This is a genomic window from Nostoc sp., assembly GCF_036917975.1.
GTDB lineage: Bacteria > Cyanobacteriota > Cyanobacteriia > Cyanobacteriales > Nostocaceae > Nostoc.
This window is the reverse complement of the sequence record NZ_JBALEJ010000035.1, coordinates 1-23,594: the sequence shown is the minus strand read 5'-3', so window position 1 is coordinate 23,594 and position 23,594 is coordinate 1. Positions and strand designations below refer to the sequence as shown.

Below are 23,594 nucleotides of genomic sequence, written 5' to 3'. Positions count from 1 at the left end.
TCGTAGAGAGCGTCATTTTGAATTTTGAATTGATTTCTCCCCCTTATTACCCTTACGCTCCCTCAATGGCAGCAACGACACCAAAGACTAAAAACAAGCATCCGCCAATAAAGGTAATTTGACGCTCAGAAATGCGTCCGGCAATCATTTTGCCACCGATAACTGCGATCGCAGCACAAATTGCATGTCCTAAAATTGCACCTATTGTCACTCCAACAGGATTATTACCTGCGGCTAGGGCAATGGTGGCAATTTGGGTGCGATCGCCCAACTCTCCCATAAATGTCAACACAAAGGCTTCTATGATAATTGCCAAGGAAGTCTTTTGCTTTGGTAACTGCGAATCTGCTTGTTTCACGGCAGCTTCGGCTTCTTCTACAACTTCTGTATCAGAGGCAGTAGTGGACATCTTACTAGCGTCATACAGCAACTTGATACCAAAGGCAATAAATAAAGCTATTTCCGCGTAATGAATATAAACTTTTGGTAATAAAGATACCGCTTGTCCAAATAGCACCGAAAGGATTGTCATCGCCGCCAAAGCAGCTGTCACACCGATATATACCAGCCGCCGTGGGTGGTGCATTGCCAAAATTACAGCAATAAAAAATGTTTTATCGCCTAATTCTGAAACTGTAATTAGTAATAAAGCTGCGGTAAAAGCTGTTAACACTCTCTCAAGCTCCTGAAGAATCGTTTACCGATGTGAAGCTTGATGAGAGCCAAAAGACCTCACCAAGTTTACACTTTTCGGTGTGAACTTAGTGAAGGTCTCGCTATCAAATATTTATTATCTGCCACCTGAACCAGGCTCATCGCCAGTATGTTGATTCAGATGTACTGGCTCTTTTTAGCCAGCAGCTACTCCCCTTCTATGCGACTCACATTGTACATATTTTCCATGTATAAGTCAAGTTTAGGGACGAATAGCACTTACTTAACCTAGATTTAGATCCCCGACTTCTCGAAGAAGTCGGGGATCTGGGCAGCAACTTTTGCTATACAGACTGATTCAGGGCTTACTGAGGTAAAAACTCATCATCTATGACTTCTACTAGCTGGTATGGACAGTTTAGAGGAAAGGATTCTATTGACAAGCCAGTTTCAGCTTTTGCTTGCTTAACCGCTTGTGCATAACACTCAGCAAAAACTATCTCAAGATAGGATTTGAGACTTGGTGAATCATCTAGAGCTTCTTTGATACATCTACGATGTTCAATTATGCTTCCTTCCCAACTTCCGCTTCTTTTGTCCGGCTGAAACTGCCATTTGAGCAAATGCACCAGAATTACAATCAGATTACTCTTGAGACTCCGGCGCTCACTCCTTCCCATATCGGCAATTTCTTCGATGAGGTTCTTCCAGTCCACGTTTGCGTAATCCTGATTTTGCAATTTTTCCACGGTCGTTTCTATCCATTGCAAATAATCAGTTTCATATAGCATTTGGGAATGGTTTTTTAGGGAAGACATGGTATACTAAAAACGGATGATTGCTAGACTTTTGCCCAGGCAAAAATCTTTGTATATCAATACTCTTGGCGATTTTAAAACTAAAGCTGCAACCCGTCTTTAGTATAGTTTGTATAAAGAATGCTTAGAGAATCTCTCGCATATCTTTACAATTGACATCAGTGATTTAATAGAGTTTAACACACCCTACTGACTCTGGAATAATGAATATTACCTAGTTTCTAGGAAAACCAACATATTTGAGATTTTCTGCTGACCAATTTTGATAATAACGAGTTTTAAGCAATAGTTCTGAAGCTATTTTAATACTTTTCTCAGTTTGGATAGTCAGGTGTATGTAAGGCGCTTGTCTTGTATAAACTCCCTGAATGTTAAAGCTATCATTGGCATTTCCAGCAAAAGCAATCAAACCTGTAGGAGAAATAATTTGATTTAAACGTTCTGCAAATTGCTTACTTTCATCCAGTGTCATTGATTGTTTATCTGGGTGAATGATCAACATAACTTCGTAGCTTAATGAGGCTCGGAAATCATCGATTAGCTTGAGGAGATCCGAATTTGAATGAAGGTTATAATGAGTTGAAAATCGATAAACTTGGTAAATGATATTATTTTGGAGACGTGCTTTTTCGACAAAGGGGCAAACGGGCATATTGCCAAAAACATGATGCGGCTTTTCTAGAAAGTTCTGCATGTATTCTTCCATGCTATTGATGATTTCTAAATCAGAATTTGCCATGCATTTTTTCCGCTTTTGCTTACCGATAAATTAAGTTTTTGCTGTATGGAATTATGAAAAAGTAGAAGTTGGTTTTTTATCACAAGTAAAGCTATCAATAAATTCAGAGGTGACTTAATAATCACCTCAATATCAAATCTTCTTGCTTCAAGCAAGTCCAACTAACTTGGCGCTGAGTTCCCATACGCGATCGCCTTTGTCGTCATCACGGGCTTGAGGAGAGACTTTTTGCACAAAAGACTTGCCATCTTTCTTCTGGCGATTTCCCCAACTCCAATAGACACCGGATTGACTATACTCAGGATCGGCAACCACGGCTGCAACCCTTTCCCCCGCCAACTCCTGAGATACATATCCCCCAGTGATATACTTCTGGAATAATGGGAAGATTTTCTGAAACAGGGGATAGTGGTTTCTAAATAGTGGTGTTTCGGCAACACATCCCGGATAGAGAGAATTGAAGACGATACCAGTTGACTCGTGATAGCGATCGTGCAGTTCGCGCATAGTCAGTACGTTACAAACCTTGCTATCTTTGTAAGCTTTGACTGGCTCAAATTTCTTGCCATCAATCATTGCGATCGGCTCTTTAAACCCTTCTGCAAAGCCCTGCAAATCGCCCAAGTCAGGACGTGGCGGAATTTTCCCACCCAGTTCGTCTGGATTATGGGTGACGGTTCCTAAAATTACGAGCCTTGGCTCTAAAGATGACTTCTTCAAATCCTCTAGCATCAGGTTGCACAATAGGAAATGACCCAGATGATTGGTGGTGACAGTTAACTCGTAACCTTCTGGACTGCGTAACGGCTCCTTGATTAAGGGCATATAAATTGCGGCGTTGCACACCAAAGCGTCTAGAGACTTTCCAGTTGCTCGGAAGTTCTTCACAAACTGTCGAACACTTTCCAAGGAGCCAAGGTCAATATGTATGCTGGTATAACTGTTGTAGGGGATATCCACAGCTTGGGCTGCTTTTTGTGCCTTCGCTAAATCCCGACATGCGAGTACCACATACCATCCCTTGTCAGCAAGAGCTTTTGCAGCATATAAACCTACCCCCGAAGAGGCACCCGTAATTACAACCGTTGGCTTCTGATGTTGTTCCATTTTATTCGCACTCCATTGACTCTTTCTAGGATCTCATACCAGTGAACCATCGTTATCACCAGCTTTTCAAAGTTGTATTCGGCTGAACTAACCTCTTACTCCAAGTAGCAAAGACTAATCTTTAAGATAAAAATATATAATTATACAAAGAATATTCAAAAATATATAAATATAATAATCATAATAATCATTTTGATGTACTGATAGAGTTGAAAACTGTATCAATGCAATCTGGGATTTTTACGTGTTTAAGTATTTTTTCAGATGTATTTAGATGTATATTATTAAATAGTCTAAGAGGTTGTTTGAAAAGTTTAATTTATTATTCATCGGGCGACTGGAAGTCGCGGCTACACAAACCAAACCCACCTCCGTGGCTTAAAAACTCTTGATTTTCTCTTAGTCCACAAAGGTGGACTAAGTTTTGTGTAGTAGCGAATTCTATTGCCTAATACTTTTCAAACATCCTCTAAAAAGTATAAGTAAATTTCCTAGCTGTTTAACAATTTATACGCTGTGGATAAGCTTCTACAATCTGTAAACAAAATTCTGCAAGACAAGCCTCTCGGTTCAATTCAGTGGTTTGTGCTATATCAATCATGGTTGGGCAAAACTTACGGTGAAATGGCAGAGGCATCAGGCTACGGCAACAATTACATCAAGGAAGTTGGCTCTGAGTTATGGCAAGACCTTTCCATCGCACTTGGAAAAAGAGTAACGAAAAAAAATCTGCATTTAGCCTTGAATAATCACCTGCAAGACGATATCGGTAATCAAGAAAATCAGATCCAACCAAAGTTCGGAGAAGAATCTAGCTTAGAAATGGTTTCTCCAGACTTTTTTTCAGCAAGCAAGATAGAATTTCCTAGCGGCCCTGTTGCCCTGGGTTCTCCTCTTTACATTAATCGCCCTTCCCTGGAAGAACTTGTCTGTAATGAGATTTTACATCCTGGTTGCTTAATCCGCATCAAAGCACCTAGAAAGATGGGAAAAAGTTCTCTACTGAATCGGATGATTGCTTACGCTAGAGAGCGAGATTATCAAATTGTCTATTTAGACTTTCAAGAAGCTGACCAAGACGTTTTTGCTTCCCTAGATAAATTTTTGCGTTGGTTTTGTGTAAATGTCAGCAGGCAATTAAATCTTCTTCCCTCTCTTGATGATTTTTGGGATATAGAAATGGGTAGCAAGGTAAGCTGCAAAATCTATTTTGAAGCATATCTGTTGCAATACATTCACGATAATCCTGTAGTTTTGGCTTTAAATGAAGTCCATCGGGTTTTTGAACATCCCAATATTGCCCAAGACTTTCTGCCAATGCTGCGATTTTGGCATGAACAAGCAAAGCAAGATGATACTTGGCAAAAACTGCGGATGGTAGTGGTTCACACTACAGAAATTTATATTCCGCTGAAGCTCAACCAGTCGCCTTTCAATGTAGGGCTAACAATTACACTGCCACCATTTACCCTCAAGCAGGTACAGAATTTAGCATTACGTTACGGACTAGATTATGCAGGAGACTCGGAAGGGGCAAAAAGTCTTGCATCCCTACAAGCAATGGTAGGAGGACATCCCTATCTGGTGAGTCTTGCATTTTATCATCTCTGTCAGGGAGAAATGACGCTGGAGGTGTTATTAGAAAATGCATCTACACAAGTAGGAATTTACGGTCAGCATTTACGAGAACTGTTGACACTACTGCAAAAAGAACCAGAATTAATGTCAGCGATGCAACAAGTAATTGCAACAGATGAAAAAGTGGAGTTAGACGCGATCGCAGCTTATAAACTAGAAAGTATGGGTTTGGTTCAATTAAACGGCAATCAAGCTAGCGCCATGTGTGAGTTATACCGTCTTTATTTTACCCAACAGTTGAGAAAGCAAAATGCTGCTAATGCTTATAGTGGTCTATCCCATTAATTTTGAGGGTTAAGAGAACGAACCGCAAAGGACGCAAAGAGCGCAAAGGAAGAAAAGTTAAGAATGAGTTCACCCATTATATTTAATGGGACAGACCACTAGGAAGTTTTTAAGCTAGTTTTGAGGCTTTTAATAAGGACTTGATTACTATCAATAATTATATAAATTTTCTCAGATGTCCCAATACAAATTCCTTGATTTAGATATAAAACGAATTTAAAATCAATTAAATGAATAATTATCGGTATCAAGTTGGTGGTACGCTTACCAGTGATGCTCCTAGCTATGTCGAGCGGAGAGCAGATATAGAGCTTTATGAAGCATTGAAACAGGGTGAATTTTGCTACATTCTCAGCTGTAGGCAAATGGGTAAATCTTCACTCATGGTAAAAACAAAGCACCGCTTGCAACAAGAGGGCTTTAGATGTGCCATCGTTGACATGACTAATATTGGTTGTGAAAATATAACTCCAGAACAGTGGTATAAGGGAGTTGTTGGTGATATTTGGTTAAGTTTTAAACTATTAGGAAAAGTCAATTTAAAAACCTGGTGGCAAGAACAAAATGATATTTCTTTGGTTCAGAAACTTAGTCGGTTTATTGCAGAAAATCTCTTAGCTCAGTTTCCTAATGAAAGATTATTTATTTTTATTGATGAAATTGATAGTATTCTCAACCTTGATTTTTCTGTCGATGACTTTTTTAACTTGATTCGGTTCTGTTATAATCAAAGAGCAATTGATCCAGAGTATCATCGGATTACATTTGCCATTTTCGGGGTTGCGACACCTTCAGACTTAATTCTAAATAGAAATCATACTACTCCATTTAATCTTGGTAAAACTATCCAAGTAAATGGTTTCACCTTTGAAGAAGCTCAACCACTATCTTTGGGGCTGGATATTAAAGACAATCATCCCCAGAAAGTTTTGAAAGAAGTATTAGCGTGGACAGAAGGGCAACCGTTTCTTACCCAAAAGCTATGTCGGCTACTGGTAAATTTATCTCAAGATGATATAGGTAGAAAGCTGAAAATCCCCCCTGGCACAGAAGAATTTTGGATCGAAAATGTGGTGCGATCGTACATGATCGAGAAATGGGAATCACAAGATGAACCGGAGCATTTGCGGACAATTCGCGATCGCATCCTTAGAAACGAACAAATTGCCGCCAGATTGCTAGGAATTTATCAGCAAATTCTCCAAGGAGCAAAAGTAGCAGCCGACGATAGTCGAGAACAGGTAGAATTATTGCTCTCTGGTTTGGTGGTTAAAAAGCAAGGTTTTCTCCAAATCAAAAACCGCATTTATCAAGAAGTTTTCAATTTAGAATGGGTTGGAAAAAAATTAGCTTATTTGCGTCCCTACTATGAAGCCTTCAATGCCTGGGTAGCCTCAAAGGAAAAGGATAAATCTCGCCTATTGCGCGGACAAGCCTTGATTGATGGCCAAACTTGGGCAAATGGTAAAAGCTTGAGCAATTTAGATTATCGATTTCTAGCTGCTAGCGAAGAATTAGATCGGCGAGAAGTGCAGCAGGCATTAGAAGCAGAACGTGCCCAAGAAGTCGAAGCACGACTTGCAGAACAACAAAAAAGACTGGCTCAACAAAAGAGAGCTGCTACAATCGTGACACTTTTGCTGGCGGGTATGACAATTAAGTTGGTGATTTCTATATTGTGGGGAGTGTCACTTTTACGAAAGATTGATGCTTTAGAATCACAGTTAAAATGCACGCAGATGGAGCATGAGGGCAAAGTAATAACTGCAAATTCTCGGTTAGATGGATGCTGATTACTGCGGATCGATTGCAGTTGCGATGGGAGTAGTGTATCCACCAGCTTGAAAAATCTGTTCGGCGGTTAAATTTAACTCTGGGAAAGTAGACGAGACAATGCAATCGCCACCTCGAAACTGCCTAATTTGGTATTCTCCTTCAACTAAGGAGTAAACCCAGATAGTTGGCTGTTGTACATTCGCTAATTAAATGTCGCAATTCGCAGATATGTCGCAACTGCATCTAAATAACTGAAACCTTTATCCTGTAAGGATTATAAACTATTTCAGTGCAATAGTTGAGTGGTTAAAAGAAGAATATGGACAAGATATAGAGTATGCAACGGTTTATGCCTGGGTTCGATATCGATGCTTGGGCAAAACTAAAAGTGCCTCGCCCTCAAAGCCATAACCAAGACGAGAAATTGGTATCTGAATTTAAAAAAAACTCGGAATCATTCTTAATTGTCTAGAAAAACATCTAGCACCCGGCAAGTGTGTTCGCTACCTGTGCCAGGATGAAACTAGGGTTGGACTGAAAACTCTTACAGGAAAAGTGATTACAGCTTCAGGAGTCAAGCCCACGGTTGAGGTGAAATGGCCACGGGAAAACTTTTGGATTTATGGTGCAATTGAACCATTGACTGGAGACCATAACATTACGAGTATCCGAAATTGAATGGCGAGTGTTTTCAACAGTTTTTGGACTGGCTATCTCAACAATTAGGTGGAGATTACGCTATTTTACAGGTTGACCAAGCACCTGCTCATACAAGTTCAGCGATTCGTTGGCAAGAATTTATTATTCCTCTGTTTCAACCACCTTCAGCCCCTGGACTCAATCCCATTGAAAGGCTTTGGCAGCTCCTCAAGAAACCACTCAAAAATCAACTTTTCTCTTCTTTACAGACTTTACGCGTAGGCGTAGCCCGCCGTAGGCATCGCATCCAAGAAATATTTGACCAACTTACACTTGAGCAGGTAATATCTGTCTCTTCTTATAACTTTATTTTAGAAGCTCTTTTCTATGCAGCTTCATATTAAATTGGTATTAAATACTTGATCCTAATTTTTCTAACCAATTCTGCTGAACCAGAAATCGCTTTCATTTCTAATTGCACTGGAACTAATATGTGAGTTGAAGCGGCTAAAGCATTAACATTCAGCATTCCCAATGTGGCCGGACAATCCAAGATTACTAAGTTATGAGGTAATGGGTAGTTTTTTAAGCGATCGCTAAGTGTGTACTCTCCTCGTTTCCTAATTACTAATTCGTTTGCCATTTCAGCCATTAATGGATGTCCTTGGCAGACTTGAATTTTTGATTCTTCCCAAACCGAAATTAATTTCCAATCCCCCTTAAAATCTTTGGATAATGCTTTGACTAGAGTATTAAACCTCGTCCATGTTGAAACCTGGAGTTTTGAATTATTTTGTTGTGTCATTGCAACGTAGGAAGCAATCGCAAAATTTTGGTAAAAAACTACAGTTCTCAAGTTAGACGAGGTTTAGCTTTAGTTAACTTAGAAATCAACTTATCTAAACGGAAGCATAGCTTTTGAATTTGCGCTGCAAATATTTGCTCAACAGCTATCTGAAGTGTCAATTACTACTAGTACAGCAAGGCGGAATTCAAACGTTCATCGCCCAATCCCCAATCCCTATTCCCAATTCCCAATGCCAAATGCTGCCCCAAGACTCGTATGATCAACATATCAGGAAAACATAACAGCCAGATTTTTACCGCAAAACATGGGCAGTATTTGGGAAATCGATTTTTACTCTCGTCCGATTTTGGACGCTAACCAAAAAAAAGTTTGGGAAGTCTTAGTCTGCGAAAGCCCCTTGGATATCGGCGCAAAAGCAGATTCTTTGTTTCGTTATGCTCAATATTGTCCCAGTACCCAGGTAAATTCGGGCTGGTTGCGGACAGCGTTGCAGGAGGCTATTAATCAAGCTGGAAAAGCACCAATTAAAATCCGCTTTTTCCGGCGCCAAATGAACAATATGATTACTAAAGCCTGCCAAGATTTGGGCATTCCCGCCCAGCCTAGCCGCCGGACTTTAGTTCTCAACCAATGGTTAGAACACCGGCTGAAGGAAGTCTATCCCCAAGAACCAGGATATCAAGGGGGGACTAATCCCTCAGTCCGCTTAGAAAAACCTTTACCGCAACGTTTACCAGATGCTTTGGAAGGGCAGCAGTGGGTATTTGTCACCTTAGATGCTGCGGATTTGGCAGAAATGCCAGAGTGGGAAATTGGCTTTGGTGAAGCTTTTCCTTTAGATTTGGTGCAAGTGTCACCCGAAGCCCGTATTCCTGGTATTTTAATTTTCTCACCAAGAGCCTTGCCCTTGGCAGGTTGGATGTCTGGTTTGGAATTGGCTTTCTTAAGATTTGATAACAGCGAAGAGGCGAGATTACTTTTAGAAACCGGTGTCACTGAAAGCTGGATTGTAGCAAATATCAAAAAGCCTCAAATCTTAGCAGAAGCCAAAGGTTTTGAAGAAGCCAAGCAAAAAGCTAACGGTGTGCATTTTATCGGTGTACAGTCTGATCCCAAAGCCCAATCTTTTGCTGGTTTTTGGCTGTTGCAAGAGGTTAATCTTTGAATATGGGGATTGGGGGCTGGGGAGACAAAGAGAATAACCATGCCCAATGAATTAATGACCAATGACCAATGCCCCATGCCCCATGCCCAACCCCCAATGCCCAATGACTAATGACTAGAAACGTTGAGACATGACAATGATTTGGGATAATTAACTGCGTCCATCAGTGTTGATCTGTGGTTTCAACGCAACTGCTGAAACATGCTGATGATTTTTGGATGGTTATCTGCGTTTATCAGTGGAAAGTCTAATCGTCGGCTTTTGGCGATTCGGACTTTCTTGGACAGCGTTGATATGCGGTTCAAAATCCACAATTCACTAAGGGTCATGGGTTCTGAAAATTTGTCACAAGATACACTAGCAGAACAGCTGCTGGAACTAGCTATAAAATCTGGAGCAGAAGCAGCTGAGGTGTATCAGTCGCGATCGCTTTCTCGTCCAGTGTTTTTTGAGGCAAACCGACTCAAACAGCTAGAAACCAACCAATCTGAAGGTACAGCACTACGGCTTTGGCGAAACGGGCGTCCGGGACTCACGGTAGCTTACGGTTTTGTCACGGCCGAAGTTATGGTGGAAAAAGCTCTAGCACTAAGTCAACTTAATCAACCGGAACCAGTAGAATTAGGCTCTAACTTTCAGCCCTCCTACCCAGATTTGGGGGAAAGTGTGCCCATAGAGGTTTTGGTAGATTGGGGCAAAGAAGCGATCGCACTCATCCGTGATTCCTATCCCGATATTGTCTGCAATGGTGACTGGGAATGTGATATTGAAACCACGAGATTAGTCAATACCAAAGGTTTAGATTGTCACTATACTGACACTACCCTCAGTTGCTATGTATCCGCCGAATGGGTACGTGGCGATGATTTTTTGAATGTTGCCGATGGACAAACTCAACGGGGTGGACTCGACCCGGAGAGATTAGCTAACCAAATTTTACAGAGGTTAATTTGGGCTAGAGAAAATATCTCACCTCCGACTGGTCGCATCCCGGTTTTGTTCACTTCTAAAGCTGCTGATATGCTTTGGGGTACTGTGCAAGCAGCGTTAAATGGCAAGCGAGTCTTAGAAGTAGCTTCCCCTTGGGCAGAACACCGGGGTAAGGCAGTAGTTGCACCTAGCCTCACCCTCTACCAAGACCCGGAAGCTGGCCCTTACAGTTGTCCTTTCGATGATGAAGGTACTCCGACTCAATCTTTAGTATTTATCCAAAACGGAATTTTACAGCATTTCTATGGCGATCGCACCACCGGACGCCAACTCGGTACTGACACCACCGGCAATGGTTTTCGCCCCGGTTTAGGCAGCTATCCTACCCCTGGTTTATTTAATTTTTTGATTCAGCCAGGTTCGGCATCACTACCAGATTTGATTAAACAATTAGATGATGGCTTAATTGTGGATCAAATGCTGGGTGGTGGTGGCAGTATTTCTGGAGATTTTTCGATCAACGTTGATTTAGGCTACCGCGTCCAAAATGGTCACGTAATTGGGCGCGTGAAAGATACGATGGTTGCAGGTAATGTCTACACAGCCCTGAAGCAATTGGTGACATTGGGCAACGATGGTGATTGGAATGGTTCTTGTTATACTCCATCTCTGATTGTAGAAGGGCTATCCACCACGGGGAGAAGCAATTGAAGAAGAATACAGAATTCAGAATTCAGAATTCAGAATCAAGACACTCTTAGTTATTGGTGGGAGTACGCGGACTTTTTTGTTGACCGAAAACGAAAAGGATACAAGCCCCTAAATTTATTTATGGGGATCATTAATTTTGAATTTTGTTAGCGCAGCGTTAGCGAGTCTGCGTTCGCGCAGCGTCTCGTAGAGAGCGTCATTTTGAATTTTGAATTCGGAGCGTTCGTGTAGCGTCTCGTAGAGAAGCGACGTGACCTTTGAGAGATTAGTGGTGTTCAGATCCCCGACTTCGCAGAAGTTGTCGGGGATCTAGCAGCCCAAAAAAATGAATTTGACGGTTAGAGAGACGCGATAAATCGCCGTCTCTACAACTCAGCACTCAGCACTGGAAACTCAGCACTCTAAGGTCGCTTGATGGCTAAAGTAAGTCCATCGGCGATGGGGACAAGGGAGAGTGTTATCCGTTCGTCATGATGTAACTTTTTGTTGAGCGCCCGGAGTGCTTGGGTGCTTTCATCTTGAATTTGTTCGTCAGCAACTTTTCCTGACCATAAAACATTGTCAATGGCAATCAATCCACCTGGACGGACTAATTGCAGCGATCGCTCATAATATCCATCATAATTTTCTTTATCGGCATCAATAAAAGCAAAATCAAATGTCTCGGCTTGCCCAGTTGCCAATAACTGATCTAAAGTTTCCAAACCTGGTGCTAATCGCAAATCGATTTTATCGGCAACCCCAGCTTCTTGCCAATATCGGCGGGCGATCGCAGTAAATTCTTCACTCACATCCGCAGCAATGATTTTCCCATCAGCTGGTAGTGTCAAAGCGACAGAAAGTGAGCTATAACCTGTAAACACTCCCACTTCTAGGGTTTTTTTGGCTCCAATTAACTGTACCAGAAGTCTCATAAACTGCCCTTGTTCTGGTGAAATCTGCATTCCACTCCGGGGATGACTGGCAGTTTCTTGGCGCAACTTCCTAAGAATCTCTGGTTCCCGCAGCGAAACGGATAAAAGATAATTGTAGAGTTGGTTATCAAGACCTATAGACTGTTTTGGCATGGTAGATGAGAAAATTAAGAGAATCTACAGTTATACTATCGCTGATAAGTGGAATCTCAGGAATAACATGGTGCGGTTAGTTTTGACAGCAATATTGCTAGTGTTAGTAACAGCTTGTGGCAGTATTGGACTGCTACCGACTAGCGAGTTAGTGCAAAAAGCGATCGCACTTGGGCTAGAACAAACTCAACAAAAACTTAGCCAACAGTTGGATTTAGATTTTCAAGGATTTGAAATCAAGCGGCTATCAATTACCCAGGAACAACCCTTAACCATTGAAAATTTACCAGCTTTCCACGTTCGGGGAACCTACGACTTGATTGTTAAGTTACCAAAACGGCGCTTGACGCAACCACAAAAACCCTTTGATGTTTACCTGCAAATTCAGCAAGAAGGTAAAACCTGGCGATTGCTGCTTCCAGAAAAAGGTAGTAAAAATACTCAATCAACTTGGCGTAGCTATCTCATTCAATAGTGACAGGGAAAGGTTTGAATTGCCTCACTCTTTTGCCAAACTACAGGTTAAATTTCGTGTATGCGGTACCATCATCTTTTGCAAGAATTATAAAATCGAAAGATTCAACTAATGCTTGTATTGCCCCAGTTCCGCCATAAGGATAGCTAAAGGGTTCAAACTCCAGTCTAGCTCTGTCGGCAGAAACCATTCTACAAGCAATTAATTGATATTCACCATTTTTAAAAGCATCAAACATAGAATAAAAGTCCCAAGGAGTTTTGAGGCTATGATCTGTCCGCCTCTGTTTCACAGGTGTTGCAAGCCAGCGACGGAAATATTCAGTCCTTTCCTTTTCACTAGGCCACCAAAAATGTGATAGCGCTTTGCGATCAAAAAAAATTAGCCAATCTTCTTCATTACGCCAAGAATTGTTGTCTTTATCTTTTTTAATTTCGTTGAAAACTTGACAAAGAGCATTGAATCTTTTGGAATCATCTACTTGAAACTCTAAAAAGAAGTATTCCATTATTTCTCCCTTCTTTTATTATGTGCAACTAGAAAAACCATCACAAATATATCTGTATAACTGAGAACCCCTAGCCATAATTAAGGTGATAGTTTCACTGAGGACGGGGCAAAATGTATATTAACTTTTTCATCAGTTCTATAGCTGGAATTGTGGTTGTGGTACTGGCGGCTTTTGGACTACTGCAATGGTTACACATCCCTGCGGGTAACTTTCTTGACTGGGTGATTGGTGGTGCAAGTTTTTGGTGGCTGTTGGTAATTGTTACCGTACCGTGGAATGTGCATTTTCAAGCCAAAGAAGTCTTAGCAGAAGCAGCACAATCAACTGAAAAAGGAATTGCAGTCGATGAGAAACAGGTGAAGTATGTCACACTTTTGGCCAAGCGATCGCTCTGGGTTGCCATTGCTTTACACTTATTCTCAGCCGTTGGTCTTTATACTCTGGCTGCTACAGGTATTAGTACGGTGGGATATATAAGTTCTGGTGCAGCTTTGTTATTAACAATTCTGCGTCCCGCGATTCGCGCTTATGAATATTTATATGCGCGGTTAGCGATGATTCGCCAAGAATGGAAGTATCCCCGCGAAGATATTTTTGAACTGCGCGATCGCTTCTCTACATTGGAACAAAAAATTCAGTCGTTGGAAGATCAACTCAACCCAGAACAACCCTATTCCTTCTCTGCAACTCAACAACGCTTTGCTGAAGAGACTCGCAGAGACTTAGCCCGAATTGCGGCTAACTTGGAGGAATTGCGGGCGACAAATCAAACCGAACATGAACGTTTGGCAAGAGAAGCCAGAAATGCGATCGCGCAACTTTCCACTGATGGGCAATTTCTCGATCATGTCCGCGAAATCATTCGATTTTTTAAGACTGCTTAATTATTACAATGAAATTATTGTCTATCCCCGACTTCTTCAATCAGTCGGGGATATTGTTCGTCACAAATTACTTAGGATTGCTGTATCATAAATTACCTGTATAGACGGCGATTTATCGCGTCTCTCTAACCGTCAAAATGAATTTGACAATGGAGAAAATTAAATATGTTATAACTTTGTACGGTTGATGTTTGGTGAAGCTCACATAACTTCAGGAGTACTTACGGTGAATCAGATACAACTGACTTTAACTATTAGTTATTTGTTAATGTCATGTTATTTTTTAAGCAATTGGTTAATATTTTCCCTACGTCATCCTACTTCCACTTCCGAAGATAAATTTTTATCCTTTGTGATGTTTCTGGTAACAACTATCTTCTGGCCTCTGATGATTCCTATATCTTGTTTAGAAATGGCTCAAAAAAAGCGAATAGAATTTAGTAAAATAATTCCTATTATCTTAGCAATATTTGTATTTAGTATTTCATATTATTTAACCGAATAATTCATAATTACTCGTCACCAACTGCATCGACCCAAGAAGATATTTTAAACATTTATTTTCATATATTTTGACGATTAGAAATCACAGCTACACAGGTAAAACCCATCTAAGGGACTTCCAAATAAAAAAATATTCAATTAACTAATATTGGATAATTTATTTCTTGGAGTTCCCTAAGCAGGTTAAAAAATCCTTGATTTTGCATTAGTCCACGGAGGTGGACTTTGCTTGTGTAGCCGCGACTTCTAGTCGCTTGGAATTTCTAACGGCGTCTGCTGCCAAAACCAGTTGAACGACGGGGTGCTGTACTACGCCCACTACCAAAACCACTACCAGAATTACGTCTAGTAGTGCTGGAGTTACCAGAGGGTCTTAAGTTACTACCGCCAAAACCAGAACCAGAAGGACGGTTATTACCTGTAGTGCTACGTGGTGTATTGCGTACATTTGAATTTCCAGGATATGACCTTCTGATTGTCCCTGTATTGCGGAATGCAGTACGGTTTGTCACGGCTGCGGGTGGCGTGTTGTAGCGAGTTTGATAACTTTGAACTGCTTGGCCATAGCTTCCGCCATATCCACCGAAGCCACTTAATCCTTGTCCTGGTTGATAGGCAGGAGGTACATAATACTGAGGTCTAAACAACAGACTACCAAGTGCCTGACCCGCCAAGCTACCAGCTACAGACCCAGCAAAGGGTGCCCAGAAGCTATTTTCTCGACGGACTACAACCGCCTCTTGTTGTCCTGTTTGGGGATTGGTTTTATTTTCGGTAACGTTGTGGACGTACTCAATTTTAAAGTCTTCTGTTAGATATAAAATTGGCTGTCCTTTTTCCACCTTGAGATAGGTTTTCTTACCCTGCTTGATTTCATCGTCAGTTAACCGTGCCATTTGCAAATTTTCGGTTGAAAATGTCGGTGGCTTATTGTTAAGTAAAAACAAGCTGTACTCACCGCTTGCGTCATCATAAGTAGCTTGTTGTATTTGATACTGTCCGTCACTCAGCTTAGTGGTATTAGAGGTTTGGTTAACGTTCTTAGCTGAAGAGTTGCTTTGATTTTCGCCACCACAGGCGACAGTTGTGATACACAAACTCAGAGCTAAAAAAATGGCTGTAAATTTACGTACTATGGTCATGATCATTGGATTATTGTCCTACCTCTGAGCTTAACAATTTCTCGATGTGAGTAGTAAGTACGGACTACCCAACAGAATTACAAAGGAATCAATTCGGGGTAATATTGCAACAGTTGATCGCTAGTAAGTTCATCGCCTAACTGTGCTGGCGAGAAATGTACCTGGATTGCCTGGAGCTTATGTTTATAGTGTAGGTTGATTAAGGCTTTCAAAGCTTCCTTGAGTGCCTGAATGTTAGAAAGGTCTGTTTCTAACTCTGGTACTTCCCCTTCATAAGCTACTGTAAGCATCACAATGACATTACGGGTTACAGGTATTGATAAAGGTTCATTCAATCCAGAGTCAGAATTGTAATCTGGTTCACTGAGATATCTTTGGGCAGAGTCAGTAAATAATTCATTCACGTAATCTCCCGCCTCGCCTTCACTCCAAAATACATCACCTTCGTTAGCAGCAGAAAGCCAATATTCATCATATTGCAGCAGGGTTTGGCTAATTTCTGCTAATCCTTCTCCCAAAACTTCTAAGTCACCATCGGCATCGATCGCATCTCGCCCAGCACTATTTAATACTCCCAAAATTGGCGCTACTTCGCCTCCCCCTAAGTGCAGAAATAGGCGAAAAACTACATAGCGGGTTCGACCGATCATTTTATTAAAAATATTGCTCATTTTCTTCCTCCATGTTTTTTTTCATTAGTCATTAGGGAACTCCAAGAAATAAATTATTCAATATTGTGGGGTGGGCATCTTGCCCGCCCAGTCTATAGGGCGGGCAAGATGCCCACCCCACAAGAGTTAATTGAATATTTTTTTATTTGGAAGTCTATTAGTCATTGGTCATTAGCCCAATACCCGATAACTAATGACTAATATAGTGAAATCCTTTGATAAAATCTATAACCATATCTAAAGAAGGCAATATATATTTTGTTGGTTCACTAGATATATCATCATAAGCTGAAGCCTTGAGAGCAGAACGATTAATAAATCTTTTCCCAAAGTTGGGATGGTCATGGACAATTAAAATGTGGGCGCTGGAATTTGTTAAAATTATTTGGGTTGGGGCTTTACAAAAATTTAACTTTGCGGCTACTTCAATATTTTTTTTCACCTGTTTAATTGTTTTAGCCTGACTTTTAGCTTGTTCTAAAAGAATATTTAATTGTTTCACCATATCGGGTGATTTTAAATCTTGGTTCTCAACAACTTGACTATTAATCATTTCTACCATGCTGGAAATATTTTTTTGAGTAGATGCGGCATCTAAAAAGGGAAGAATCACAATGTAAGCAGTGGAAAATAATGCTTCGTCGCTATCTACATGAAAGGTAAAAATAGTTCGACGACGACCACTTTCGATGCTTGGGGGTTGTTTTAGCCCTCGATATTCTTGAGCAATTTGGTAGTAAGCGCCTGCGATCGCAAAATTGGCTTCGTGTTCTAAGGCTGCATCAACTATAATCCTTATTGTTGGCGGTGTTTCGTTAAAAAAATCTCGTGACTCTTCAGAATGAAAGTTTTGGATAATGGAGCGATCGCCATTTGGACTCAGATCAACCCATTCACAAATCATCCCTTCAGTTTTTAAACCAAATCTGGAGGTGGCATAAAGCTTGGCTCCAGTTAAAGTTGCTCCTGTTAAATCAGCACCGACCCATTCCGCCCTAATTAATTTTGCCTGGGTTAAGTTGGCGTGGACTAAACTCGTATTCGTTAAGTTGGCATTGCTTAAATCTGCGCCAATTAAATCAGCCCCGCTCAATTTTGCCCCGCTCAAATCTGCCCACCGGAGATTTGCACCGCTCAAGTCTGCCCACCGGAGATTTGCGCCGCTCAAGTCTGCCCCGCTCAAGTTAGTATGGCTAAGATTGGCTTGTCTGAGTTCGGCTTCTCGCAAATTTGCACCGCTTAGATCGGAACGACTCAAGTCACTGGCATTTAAATTAGCCATCTCTAAGTTAGCTCCCGTCAAGGAAGCACCTTTCAAGACAGTCTCATTCAAGTTAGCGTGACGGAAATTCGCTTGGCGGAGTGTCGCCTCTCGCAAATCGGCACTGGTGAGATCGGCTTCCAACAGGTCAGCGCGACTGAGATCAGCGCGAATTAACTCGGCACGGATTAATGAGGCTCTTCTTAGTTGAGCGCGACTGAGATCCGCTCGAATCAAATTAGCGACGTTGAGACTGGCATTGTTCAAAATAGCGCTGCATAGATTCGCGCCACTTAGTCTAGCTACATTTAGCTTGGCATTGCTCAAGTTAGCTTCACTCAGATTCGCGCCACTCAGGTTAACTATACTCAAATTAGCATCACTAAGATTCACACCACTGAGTTTGACCCCACTCAAATTAGCTTCTGGGAGGTCAACACCACTAAAGTTTAAGACTCCTGCTGCGTATTTTTCTAGTAATTCCTCTACAGTCATTGATGCTACCCCTTGGATGCCAACTTTAATAGTTGGTAAAGTCTTAACAATTCAAAATTCAAAATGACGCTCTCTACGAGACGCTGCGCGAACGCAGACTCGCTTGCCGCCGGCGCTAACAAAATTCAAAATTAAAGAAATTTCAGATGGGGATTTAAACCCCGACTGAAATGGGTGCTACATGTAGATGTAGGGGTCTTAAACCCTTTAATTTACAATAAAAACGGAATGTCAGAATCAAAAATGAATATTGGAATTTTAGGATTGGGACTGATTGGTGGATCTTTGGGTTTTGATTTGCGATCGCAAGGACATCATATCTTAGGAGTCAGTCGCCGTGAAGCCACCTGTCAAAAGGCAGTTAGTCTCGGCAGTGTTGATGAAGCATCTGTTGATTTGAGTCTGTTAGCAGCCACAGAAGTTGTATTTATTTGTACACCTCTAGCCCTTATTGTGCCCCAATTTGAACAGTTAATCGCTCATTTGTCTGTTGCTACAGTCATAACTGATGTCGGTTCGGCGAAAGCACAGATAGTTAAAGAAATTTCTCCCCTTTGGGATAATTTTATCGGCGGTCATCCAATGGCGGGAAGAACAGACAATGGCATCGAAGCTGCACAACGGCATTTATTTGTCGATAAACCTTATGTCTTAACACCAACAACCACAACACCAATTAGTGCAATTACGGTTGTGGAAGAAATTGTGCGATCGCTAGGAGCAAATATCTACTATTGTCAACCTGAGCAACACGATCGCGCTGTGAGTTGGATTTCCCATTTACCTGTAATGGTCAGTTCTTCGTTGATTGCTGCTTGTTTGAGTGAAAGTGACCCCGATGTTTTGCAATTAGCCCAAAAGTTAGCTAGTTCCGGTTTTCGAGACACCAGTCGTGTAGGAGGCGGAAATCCAGAGTTGGGCGTGATGATGGCGCGGTATAATCGTCAAGCATTGCTGCGATCGCTCCAACAATATCGTCATCATCTCGATGAGTTGACTAACTTAATCGAGCAAGAAAATTGGGCAGTTTTAGAAGAAAAGTTTAAATCAAGGCAACAGGCACGACCTGATTTTGTTAAATAGTTGTTGGGTGCGTTAACGATAGCTGAACGCACTCATTTTTATATTTGGTGAGATAAATTATCCAATGTTGTGGGGTGGGCAACATGAGCGCCCAGTCTATATGGCTCTCGTGTCGCCCACACAAGAAAGAGTTAATTGAGTATTTTTTTATTTGTCAGTCCCTTAGCAAGTATTTTCGAGTCGCGTCTTGATTCTGAATTCTGACTCCTGAATTCTGACTCCTGAATTCTGAATTCTGAATTCTGACTCCTGAATTCTGACTCCTGAATTCTTTTCTCATAAAATCTTTAAAAAATGCTACTCAACAGTTTGATAGCTACCAAACCGATGTACCATACAGATAAATTTACAAAAATCAACAATGGTAGAACGCCCAATCAAAAAATCGGAACGTCAGTCTCAAGAAAGCACTGACAAAAATTCCGAGAACACGGATTCTGTAACTCCGATTGAATCCAACCCCAAAAACTCAAAACCGAGCCGTAATCGCTCGGCTGATAAAGGAAAAAAATCATTAGGGGATGAAAACAGGCAGCAGGGAAATCCTGCCCTAGCGCGTGGTCCAAAACCCGTTAAACCTCCAGCCCCGAAAGTCCAAACAGAAGAACTCGAAACCGAATCAGAATCCGTCTCTGAGGAGTCTCAAGAGTAGTATTACTATTGTTGCGTGTGATGTGGGAGGCTTTGACACTCCAACTTATACCAATTTACGAAAATCCTGATATATATAGATTTATCGTAGGGGCATGGCAATGCTCATTGGTGTCAACTTAAGCTGAAACTCCTTTAAAACCTCGTTTCCAGCCAGAGTTGGGAAATGCAACTCAAAAGCAGCTCTGCCGCCAGTAAGGGAGGCAGCAGCTAGGCTGTTGACTTTGTGGGTTTTTGAGTGATATTTTTCATACAATAATGATGTCACCCCTTCAGAGAGGGGGTAAAAGTTAATGGAATTCAAAAGCCCAACTAGTAGATTAGCCCGTTTATTTCGTGCAGGTCGAGATAATTGGAAACAAAGAGCTTTAGAAAAACAGAAAAAACTTAGAGCTTTAGAAATAAAAGTAAGAGATTTATCAGCATCACGAGAGTATTGGAAAAACCGTGCTATCGCTGCTGAACAAGGAGTACCTCAAGAGAATGGGGAGGTGTTCACAGAGGGAAAAAAGATGAATTAGACGCAAGTTCGTCTAAATTAGAAACAACTAGAGAGATAGAAGATTTGAATGCTAAAAATCATCACTATACAGTTGATATAGTAGTGATAAGTATACAACTTTTAATTAAATGTGGCATAAGCTTTAGAGGGATAGAAAAAACCTTAGAGTTATTTAATAACTTAGAAAAGAAAACTCCCAGCTTTACTTGTATAAGGAAATCGCTAGGGCGGATTGGATTATACGAGCTGAATCGTGAAAAAGAATATCGAAGCGATTGGATATTTATCGTCGATTTTACATTGGAATTAGAAAAACAAAAAGCTCTTGTAGTTTTAGGTGTTTCACAACAACATCTGATTGAACAAATTATTCCTGATGGACGAGGAGTTTCTCACGCAGATGTAGAGCTTTTAGGGCTAGAAATTATTGACAAGAGGCAGAGCCTCTTTTAAATACATTCCCAGCCTCCAGGCTGGGAACGAGGCTACACAAACACAAGCATTTGGGTTTTTCTTAGTGCCATTCGTTCCTGGTTATCTTGCCAGATAACTGGAGGGCTACTGAAAGCCCACGCTGTACGCGATAGCGTCAGCGTCGGGTAGTTTACACTCGCTCGAATAAATCAAGTCGATATTCTTCATCCCGTTGACCTTTTAAATGCCGCAGTTTATTTGGGGTCAACTCAAAAAATGAGTCATGAACTTCATCCCCACTCAATGGATAATCACGGGCATAGAGTGTCCAATGAACTAAAAGTAGATGTCCTCCAGGTTCCAGGTGTTCCAGAATGCACTGTTGGGATTTTTTCAGGTCTTCCCAACTCCAGTAATAGCCAACTTCTGAGACTAGGGTTAAATCAAACATTTCATCAGGATATTGCTCTGGGACACGCATAATCTGGAACTTGATATTGGAGAGATGCTGACAGCGCTCTTTTGCTCTATCCTGCGCCAGTTTTGAGACATCAACTGAGAGCAGTGAGTCACAACGTTCTTGCAGTTTTTCAGTTAAAACGCCAATGGAACCACCGATTTCAAAGGCAGACCGATAGCGCTCTTTGGGTAAAGCTGCAATTGTGGCAGCGTATTTATTAGCTTCGTAAACACTTGTCTCAAATTTCCACGGGTCAGGATTTTCGCTGTAGAGTCTATCAAAGTAGCTGGGTGGTAGGGAATTAGATTGTAACGGGTTCATCGGTTTTCCTCTATATAAACTTCCCAAGGATGAGTAAAGTTTGCTAACATTTCGGGAGTTAGGCGAAAGCCTTCTGGATCGTCATCAATTAAGTCTGTAGTTTGGGAACGATAAGCAGCGATCGCTTGCTGTTTTAACTCCACCACTGCGCTAATATTCAACCGCCAGGTTGTCACTTCCAGAGATACAGGCAGACTCCCGCGTTGGTCTGAGTCCCAATCCCAAATCGGATACTCAATCAATCTGGGGGATAAGGGCAAGTCATCCAGCACTGTGTGAATTAACTTCCACGTCGCTCGGTGATCTGCGTGAGGGTCATATCGCCACGGTAAAAAGATCATTTGTGGGGCGATTTCTGTAATGTAAGCACGACAACTAGCTATTGCAGTTTCATACTGTGTTGAAATTGATCCATCCTGCATTCTACAGAAGGTGACATCATTAACCTCTACACCCAGTAATTTTAATGCTGATAGCGTTTCCGCCTCCCGCAGAGCTAGGAGTCTATCTGCGGGATATTTCTGGGAATGAGGGTGTGAAAAAGTACCATCACTGATGACTAACACTTGCACATGACAATTTAAAGACCGTAACAGAGCGATCGCACCCCCACAACCTAATGTCTCGTCATCAGGATGGGGGGCGACAATCAGTGCCGGACTACAAGCGATCTCGTTAACTGAACGCCAGGGCAAAACATTAGGATTGTCTAGTGGTAATGCAATCAAGCCGAATTCATTCATCATTCCAAAGCATTGAAGCCGGATTACTTTCATGCAAGACATATTGCCCGACATTTGCCAAGGCCGCATCAAAAGCCGGTTGACGCAGATATAGAGTCAAATCTCGGATAATTCGTTCTATCGGATTTGGTGGTAGTAAGCCGCGAGTTCCAACAGAACGTTGACACAAATGCATCACATCAATGCAAATTTGTTCAATTGCTGTCCTGACCATGTTTGCATAGGCGACGAGTTGGTTTGCTTGCGGGTGGAGAACAGTGGGATCGCCACCAAACACTGGCGCATAGGCTGCTACTCGATCCGCACCCCCCCGCAGCCATAGATTACCACTTTCAATGGCGATCGCCATTCTGCCAAGCCGTTCCTGTTGATATGCATCGTTTGTATATTCCAACTTTTGGAGATACTGAGCCGACTCCTTTCTGTAATATTTCTTTATATGTTGTTAATAATAATTAAATTAAATCGGTTAGCATCTCTATCTTTTGTCTGATTATATACTCCACAAAAGGGAGATTATTGTATGCATAAATTATTTTTTAGCGTAGGACAACTGTAGAAAGTAAAATTCTCTTTCAGAGGTTCGTGGTGTTCAGATCCCCGACTTCGCGGAAGTTGTCGGGGATCTCGCAGAGAAAGCAAAATTAATGGGACAGACCACTAGTAGGATGAGTACTTTATTCTTTGGAAGCCTTTTATGCTGGAACTTGATCTTTTTCTTGCCGCATCCAGAAACGATGTTGAGCGATCGCATCAAAACTCAAAGATAGCCTCAGAGCCTTGCTACCGGTTTCATGCAGCCTGACCTGGCTTGAGGACAATCTTGATGCAATTGTCTTTCTTGTGCTTGAAGATTTCGTAGCCGTGGGGAGCTTGCTCTAGCGGTAGACTGTGGGTAATTACAAATGAGGGATCAATATCGCCGTTTTGAACGCGATCGAGTAGCCTTTCTAAATATCGATGTACGTGCGTCTGTCCTGTTTTCATGGTTAAGCCTTTGTTCATAAAAGCACCCATTGGTATCTTGTCTACAAAGCCTGTGTATACACCGGGAACCGACACTGTGCCGCCTTTACGACAGGCAACGATCGCTTGACGCAATACATTGGGGCGATCGGTTTCCAGTCGCACCGCTTGCAT

General features: G+C 41.6%; 26 protein-coding genes and 2 pseudogenes. 11 read left to right on the top strand and 17 right to left on the bottom strand.

Translation table 11 applies throughout. The annotated features are described in order from the left end of the window. Positions 1-52 precede the first annotated feature (52 nt). The 4 genes from V7K76_RS16210 to V7K76_RS16195 form a co-directional block, all read right to left on the bottom strand. Complete coding sequence (locus V7K76_RS16210) at positions 53-673, bottom strand: TMEM165/GDT1 family protein (RefSeq protein WP_334779308.1); 621 nt, start codon at positions 671-673, stop codon at positions 53-55. A 346-nt stretch (positions 674-1,019) separates the two neighbouring features. Further along, positions 1,020-1,472 (bottom strand): DUF29 domain-containing protein, encoded by a 453-nt coding sequence (locus V7K76_RS16205; RefSeq protein ID WP_334779309.1) that lies wholly within the window; start codon positions 1,470-1,472, stop codon positions 1,020-1,022. Between the two features lie 214 nt (positions 1,473-1,686). Beyond that, positions 1,687-2,211 (bottom strand): hypothetical protein, encoded by a 525-nt coding sequence (locus V7K76_RS16200; protein WP_334779310.1) that lies wholly within the window; start codon positions 2,209-2,211, stop codon positions 1,687-1,689. Positions 2,212-2,358: 147 nt separating this feature from the next. Further along, positions 2,359-3,318 (bottom strand): protochlorophyllide reductase, encoded by a 960-nt coding sequence (locus V7K76_RS16195; RefSeq protein ID WP_334779311.1) that lies wholly within the window; start codon positions 3,316-3,318, stop codon positions 2,359-2,361. A 516-nt stretch (positions 3,319-3,834) separates the two neighbouring features. Between V7K76_RS16195 and V7K76_RS16190 the strand changes: the two genes are divergently transcribed. Together V7K76_RS16190 and V7K76_RS16185 are read left to right on the top strand one after the other, a co-directional pair. Then, on the top strand, positions 3,835-5,241 hold the full coding sequence (locus V7K76_RS16190; RefSeq protein WP_334779312.1) for an AAA-like domain-containing protein: 1,407 nt from the start codon (positions 3,835-3,837) through the stop codon (positions 5,239-5,241). Between the two features lie 230 nt (positions 5,242-5,471). Next, positions 5,472-7,034 carry an AAA-like domain-containing protein gene (locus V7K76_RS16185; RefSeq protein WP_334779313.1) on the top strand — a complete coding sequence of 521 codons (1,563 nt, stop codon included), beginning with the start codon at positions 5,472-5,474 and terminating at the stop codon, positions 7,032-7,034. Here the strand turns inward: V7K76_RS16185 and V7K76_RS16180 are convergent. Then, positions 7,035-7,223: pseudogene (locus tag V7K76_RS16180) on the bottom strand (hypothetical protein); the annotation flags it as partial. Positions 7,224-7,691: 468 nt separating this feature from the next. Here V7K76_RS16180 and V7K76_RS16175 point away from each other — a divergent pair. After that, positions 7,692-8,060 carry a transposase gene (locus V7K76_RS16175; RefSeq protein WP_334779314.1) on the top strand — a complete coding sequence of 123 codons (369 nt, stop codon included), beginning with the start codon at positions 7,692-7,694 and terminating at the stop codon, positions 8,058-8,060. Here the strand turns inward: V7K76_RS16175 and V7K76_RS16170 are convergent. Then, positions 8,057-8,461 carry a ParA family protein gene (locus V7K76_RS16170; protein WP_334952541.1) on the bottom strand — a complete coding sequence of 135 codons (405 nt, stop codon included), beginning with the start codon at positions 8,459-8,461 and terminating at the stop codon, positions 8,057-8,059. The two genes, V7K76_RS16175 and V7K76_RS16170, sit on opposite strands and share 4 nt — an antisense overlap. A gap of 307 nt (positions 8,462-8,768) precedes the next feature. Between V7K76_RS16170 and V7K76_RS16165 the strand changes: the two genes are divergently transcribed. Then, complete coding sequence (locus V7K76_RS16165; RefSeq protein WP_334777983.1) at positions 8,769-9,629, top strand: Tab2/Atab2 family RNA-binding protein; 861 nt, start codon at positions 8,769-8,771, stop codon at positions 9,627-9,629. Between the two features lie 327 nt (positions 9,630-9,956). Next, positions 9,957-11,270 carry a TldD/PmbA family protein gene (locus V7K76_RS16160; RefSeq protein ID WP_334777986.1) on the top strand — a complete coding sequence of 438 codons (1,314 nt, stop codon included), beginning with the start codon at positions 9,957-9,959 and terminating at the stop codon, positions 11,268-11,270. 401 nt (positions 11,271-11,671) lie between these two features. Here the strand turns inward: V7K76_RS16160 and V7K76_RS16155 are convergent, their stop codons facing one another. Next, positions 11,672-12,337: a class I SAM-dependent methyltransferase gene (locus V7K76_RS16155; RefSeq protein ID WP_334777982.1), complete on the bottom strand. Its 666-nt coding sequence runs from the start codon at positions 12,335-12,337 to the stop codon at positions 11,672-11,674. A 67-nt stretch (positions 12,338-12,404) separates the two neighbouring features. Here V7K76_RS16155 and V7K76_RS16150 point away from each other — a divergent pair, with 67 nt between their 5' ends. Beyond that, a complete protein-coding gene (locus V7K76_RS16150; RefSeq protein ID WP_334777985.1) occupies positions 12,405-12,812 on the top strand; it encodes a hypothetical protein in 408 nt (135 codons plus the stop codon). Positions 12,813-12,852: 40 nt separating this feature from the next. Here the strand turns inward: V7K76_RS16150 and V7K76_RS16145 are convergent, their stop codons facing one another. Next, positions 12,853-13,320 (bottom strand): hypothetical protein, encoded by a 468-nt coding sequence (locus V7K76_RS16145; RefSeq protein WP_334777981.1) that lies wholly within the window; start codon positions 13,318-13,320, stop codon positions 12,853-12,855. Positions 13,321-13,433: 113 nt separating this feature from the next. On the opposite strand from V7K76_RS16145, the gene V7K76_RS16140 reads away from it, so the two are divergent. After that, positions 13,434-14,207 carry a hypothetical protein gene (locus V7K76_RS16140; protein WP_334777980.1) on the top strand — a complete coding sequence of 258 codons (774 nt, stop codon included), beginning with the start codon at positions 13,434-13,436 and terminating at the stop codon, positions 14,205-14,207. A gap of 767 nt (positions 14,208-14,974) precedes the next feature. Here V7K76_RS16140 and V7K76_RS16135 read toward each other — a convergent pair. The 3 genes from V7K76_RS16135 to V7K76_RS16125 form a co-directional block, all read right to left on the bottom strand. Further along, positions 14,975-15,859 (bottom strand): hypothetical protein, encoded by an 885-nt coding sequence (locus V7K76_RS16135; protein ID WP_334777979.1) that lies wholly within the window; start codon positions 15,857-15,859, stop codon positions 14,975-14,977. Between the two features lie 71 nt (positions 15,860-15,930). Continuing rightward, positions 15,931-16,524, bottom strand: coding sequence for a DUF1517 domain-containing protein (locus V7K76_RS16130; RefSeq protein ID WP_334777978.1), 594 nt, complete (start codon positions 16,522-16,524; stop codon positions 15,931-15,933). A gap of 190 nt (positions 16,525-16,714) precedes the next feature. Next, positions 16,715-18,280, bottom strand: coding sequence for a pentapeptide repeat-containing protein (locus V7K76_RS16125; protein ID WP_334777977.1), 1,566 nt, complete (start codon positions 18,278-18,280; stop codon positions 16,715-16,717). Between the two features lie 243 nt (positions 18,281-18,523). On the opposite strand from V7K76_RS16125, the gene V7K76_RS16120 reads away from it, so the two are divergent. Beyond that, a complete protein-coding gene (locus V7K76_RS16120) occupies positions 18,524-19,363 on the top strand; it encodes a prephenate/arogenate dehydrogenase (RefSeq protein ID WP_334777984.1) in 840 nt (279 codons plus the stop codon). 361 nt (positions 19,364-19,724) lie between these two features. Beyond that, positions 19,725-20,015, top strand: coding sequence for a hypothetical protein (locus tag V7K76_RS16115; RefSeq protein WP_334777976.1), 291 nt, complete (start codon positions 19,725-19,727; stop codon positions 20,013-20,015). A gap of 81 nt (positions 20,016-20,096) precedes the next feature. On the opposite strand, the gene V7K76_RS16110 is transcribed toward V7K76_RS16115, so the two are convergent. Further along, the gene (locus V7K76_RS16110) at positions 20,097-20,282 is read right to left on the bottom strand and encodes a hypothetical protein (RefSeq protein WP_334777975.1); all 186 of its coding nucleotides are present in this window, start codon (positions 20,280-20,282) and stop codon (positions 20,097-20,099) included. A 25-nt stretch (positions 20,283-20,307) separates the two neighbouring features. On the opposite strand from V7K76_RS16110, the gene V7K76_RS16105 reads away from it, so the two are divergent. Both V7K76_RS16105 and V7K76_RS16100 read left to right on the top strand, forming a co-directional pair. After that, positions 20,308-20,535: a hypothetical protein gene (locus V7K76_RS16105; RefSeq protein WP_334951665.1), complete on the top strand. Its 228-nt coding sequence runs from the start codon at positions 20,308-20,310 to the stop codon at positions 20,533-20,535. Between the two features lie 44 nt (positions 20,536-20,579). Continuing rightward, positions 20,580-20,969 carry a hypothetical protein gene (locus V7K76_RS16100; protein ID WP_334777973.1) on the top strand — a complete coding sequence of 130 codons (390 nt, stop codon included), beginning with the start codon at positions 20,580-20,582 and terminating at the stop codon, positions 20,967-20,969. A 151-nt stretch (positions 20,970-21,120) separates the two neighbouring features. Here the strand turns inward: V7K76_RS16100 and V7K76_RS16095 are convergent, their stop codons facing one another. The 5 genes and pseudogenes from V7K76_RS16095 to V7K76_RS16075 form a co-directional block, all read right to left on the bottom strand. After that, the gene (locus tag V7K76_RS16095; RefSeq protein WP_335029869.1) at positions 21,121-21,711 is read right to left on the bottom strand and encodes a class I SAM-dependent DNA methyltransferase; all 591 of its coding nucleotides are present in this window, start codon (positions 21,709-21,711) and stop codon (positions 21,121-21,123) included. Continuing rightward, the gene (locus V7K76_RS16090; RefSeq protein WP_335029868.1) at positions 21,708-22,457 is read right to left on the bottom strand and encodes a PIG-L deacetylase family protein; all 750 of its coding nucleotides are present in this window, start codon (positions 22,455-22,457) and stop codon (positions 21,708-21,710) included. Before V7K76_RS16090 ends, V7K76_RS16095 begins: the two co-directional genes overlap by 4 nt. Continuing rightward, positions 22,447-22,848, bottom strand: a complete 402-nt coding sequence (locus V7K76_RS16085; RefSeq protein ID WP_334777971.1) for a hypothetical protein — start codon at positions 22,846-22,848, stop codon at positions 22,447-22,449. The genes V7K76_RS16090 and V7K76_RS16085 overlap by 11 nt, the downstream gene beginning before the upstream one ends. Before the next feature lie 301 nt (positions 22,849-23,149). After that, entirely contained in the window at positions 23,150-23,275 is a 126-nt protein-coding gene (locus tag V7K76_RS16080) for a hypothetical protein (RefSeq protein WP_335029867.1), read from the bottom strand. Next, positions 23,247-23,594, bottom strand: a pseudogene (locus V7K76_RS16075) (glutathione-dependent formaldehyde dehydrogenase); the annotation flags it as partial. The pseudogene V7K76_RS16075 and the gene V7K76_RS16080, both read right to left, overlap by 29 nt.

Coding starts and splice junctions, on each gene's coding strand:
- V7K76_RS16095 (WP_335029869.1), bottom strand. CDS start 21,711: ATGAACCCGTTACAATCTAATTCCCTACCACCCAGCTACTTTGATAGA.
- V7K76_RS16135 (WP_334777979.1), bottom strand. CDS start 15,859: ATGATCATGACCATAGTACGTAAATTTACAGCCATTTTTTTAGCTCTG.
- V7K76_RS16150 (WP_334777985.1), top strand. CDS start 12,405: ATGGTGCGGTTAGTTTTGACAGCAATATTGCTAGTGTTAGTAACAGCT.
- V7K76_RS16195 (WP_334779311.1), bottom strand. CDS start 3,318: ATGGAACAACATCAGAAGCCAACGGTTGTAATTACGGGTGCCTCTTCG.
- V7K76_RS16145 (WP_334777981.1), bottom strand. CDS start 13,320: ATGGAATACTTCTTTTTAGAGTTTCAAGTAGATGATTCCAAAAGATTC.
- V7K76_RS16120 (WP_334777984.1), top strand. CDS start 18,524: ATGAATATTGGAATTTTAGGATTGGGACTGATTGGTGGATCTTTGGGT.
- V7K76_RS16205 (WP_334779309.1), bottom strand. CDS start 1,472: ATGTCTTCCCTAAAAAACCATTCCCAAATGCTATATGAAACTGATTAT.
- V7K76_RS16170 (WP_334952541.1), bottom strand. CDS start 8,461: ATGACACAACAAAATAATTCAAAACTCCAGGTTTCAACATGGACGAGG.
- V7K76_RS16090 (WP_335029868.1), bottom strand. CDS start 22,457: ATGATGAATGAATTCGGCTTGATTGCATTACCACTAGACAATCCTAAT.
- V7K76_RS16130 (WP_334777978.1), bottom strand. CDS start 16,524: ATGAGCAATATTTTTAATAAAATGATCGGTCGAACCCGCTATGTAGTT.
- V7K76_RS16185 (WP_334779313.1), top strand. CDS start 5,472: ATGAATAATTATCGGTATCAAGTTGGTGGTACGCTTACCAGTGATGCT.
- V7K76_RS16160 (WP_334777986.1), top strand. CDS start 9,957: ATGGGTTCTGAAAATTTGTCACAAGATACACTAGCAGAACAGCTGCTG.
- V7K76_RS16155 (WP_334777982.1), bottom strand. CDS start 12,337: ATGCCAAAACAGTCTATAGGTCTTGATAACCAACTCTACAATTATCTT.
- V7K76_RS16200 (WP_334779310.1), bottom strand. CDS start 2,211: ATGGCAAATTCTGATTTAGAAATCATCAATAGCATGGAAGAATACATG.
- V7K76_RS16125 (WP_334777977.1), bottom strand. CDS start 18,280: ATGACTGTAGAGGAATTACTAGAAAAATACGCAGCAGGAGTCTTAAAC.
- V7K76_RS16115 (WP_334777976.1), top strand. CDS start 19,725: ATGGTAGAACGCCCAATCAAAAAATCGGAACGTCAGTCTCAAGAAAGC.
- V7K76_RS16165 (WP_334777983.1), top strand. CDS start 8,769: ATGGGCAGTATTTGGGAAATCGATTTTTACTCTCGTCCGATTTTGGAC.
- V7K76_RS16140 (WP_334777980.1), top strand. CDS start 13,434: ATGTATATTAACTTTTTCATCAGTTCTATAGCTGGAATTGTGGTTGTG.
- V7K76_RS16105 (WP_334951665.1), top strand. CDS start 20,308: ATGGAATTCAAAAGCCCAACTAGTAGATTAGCCCGTTTATTTCGTGCA.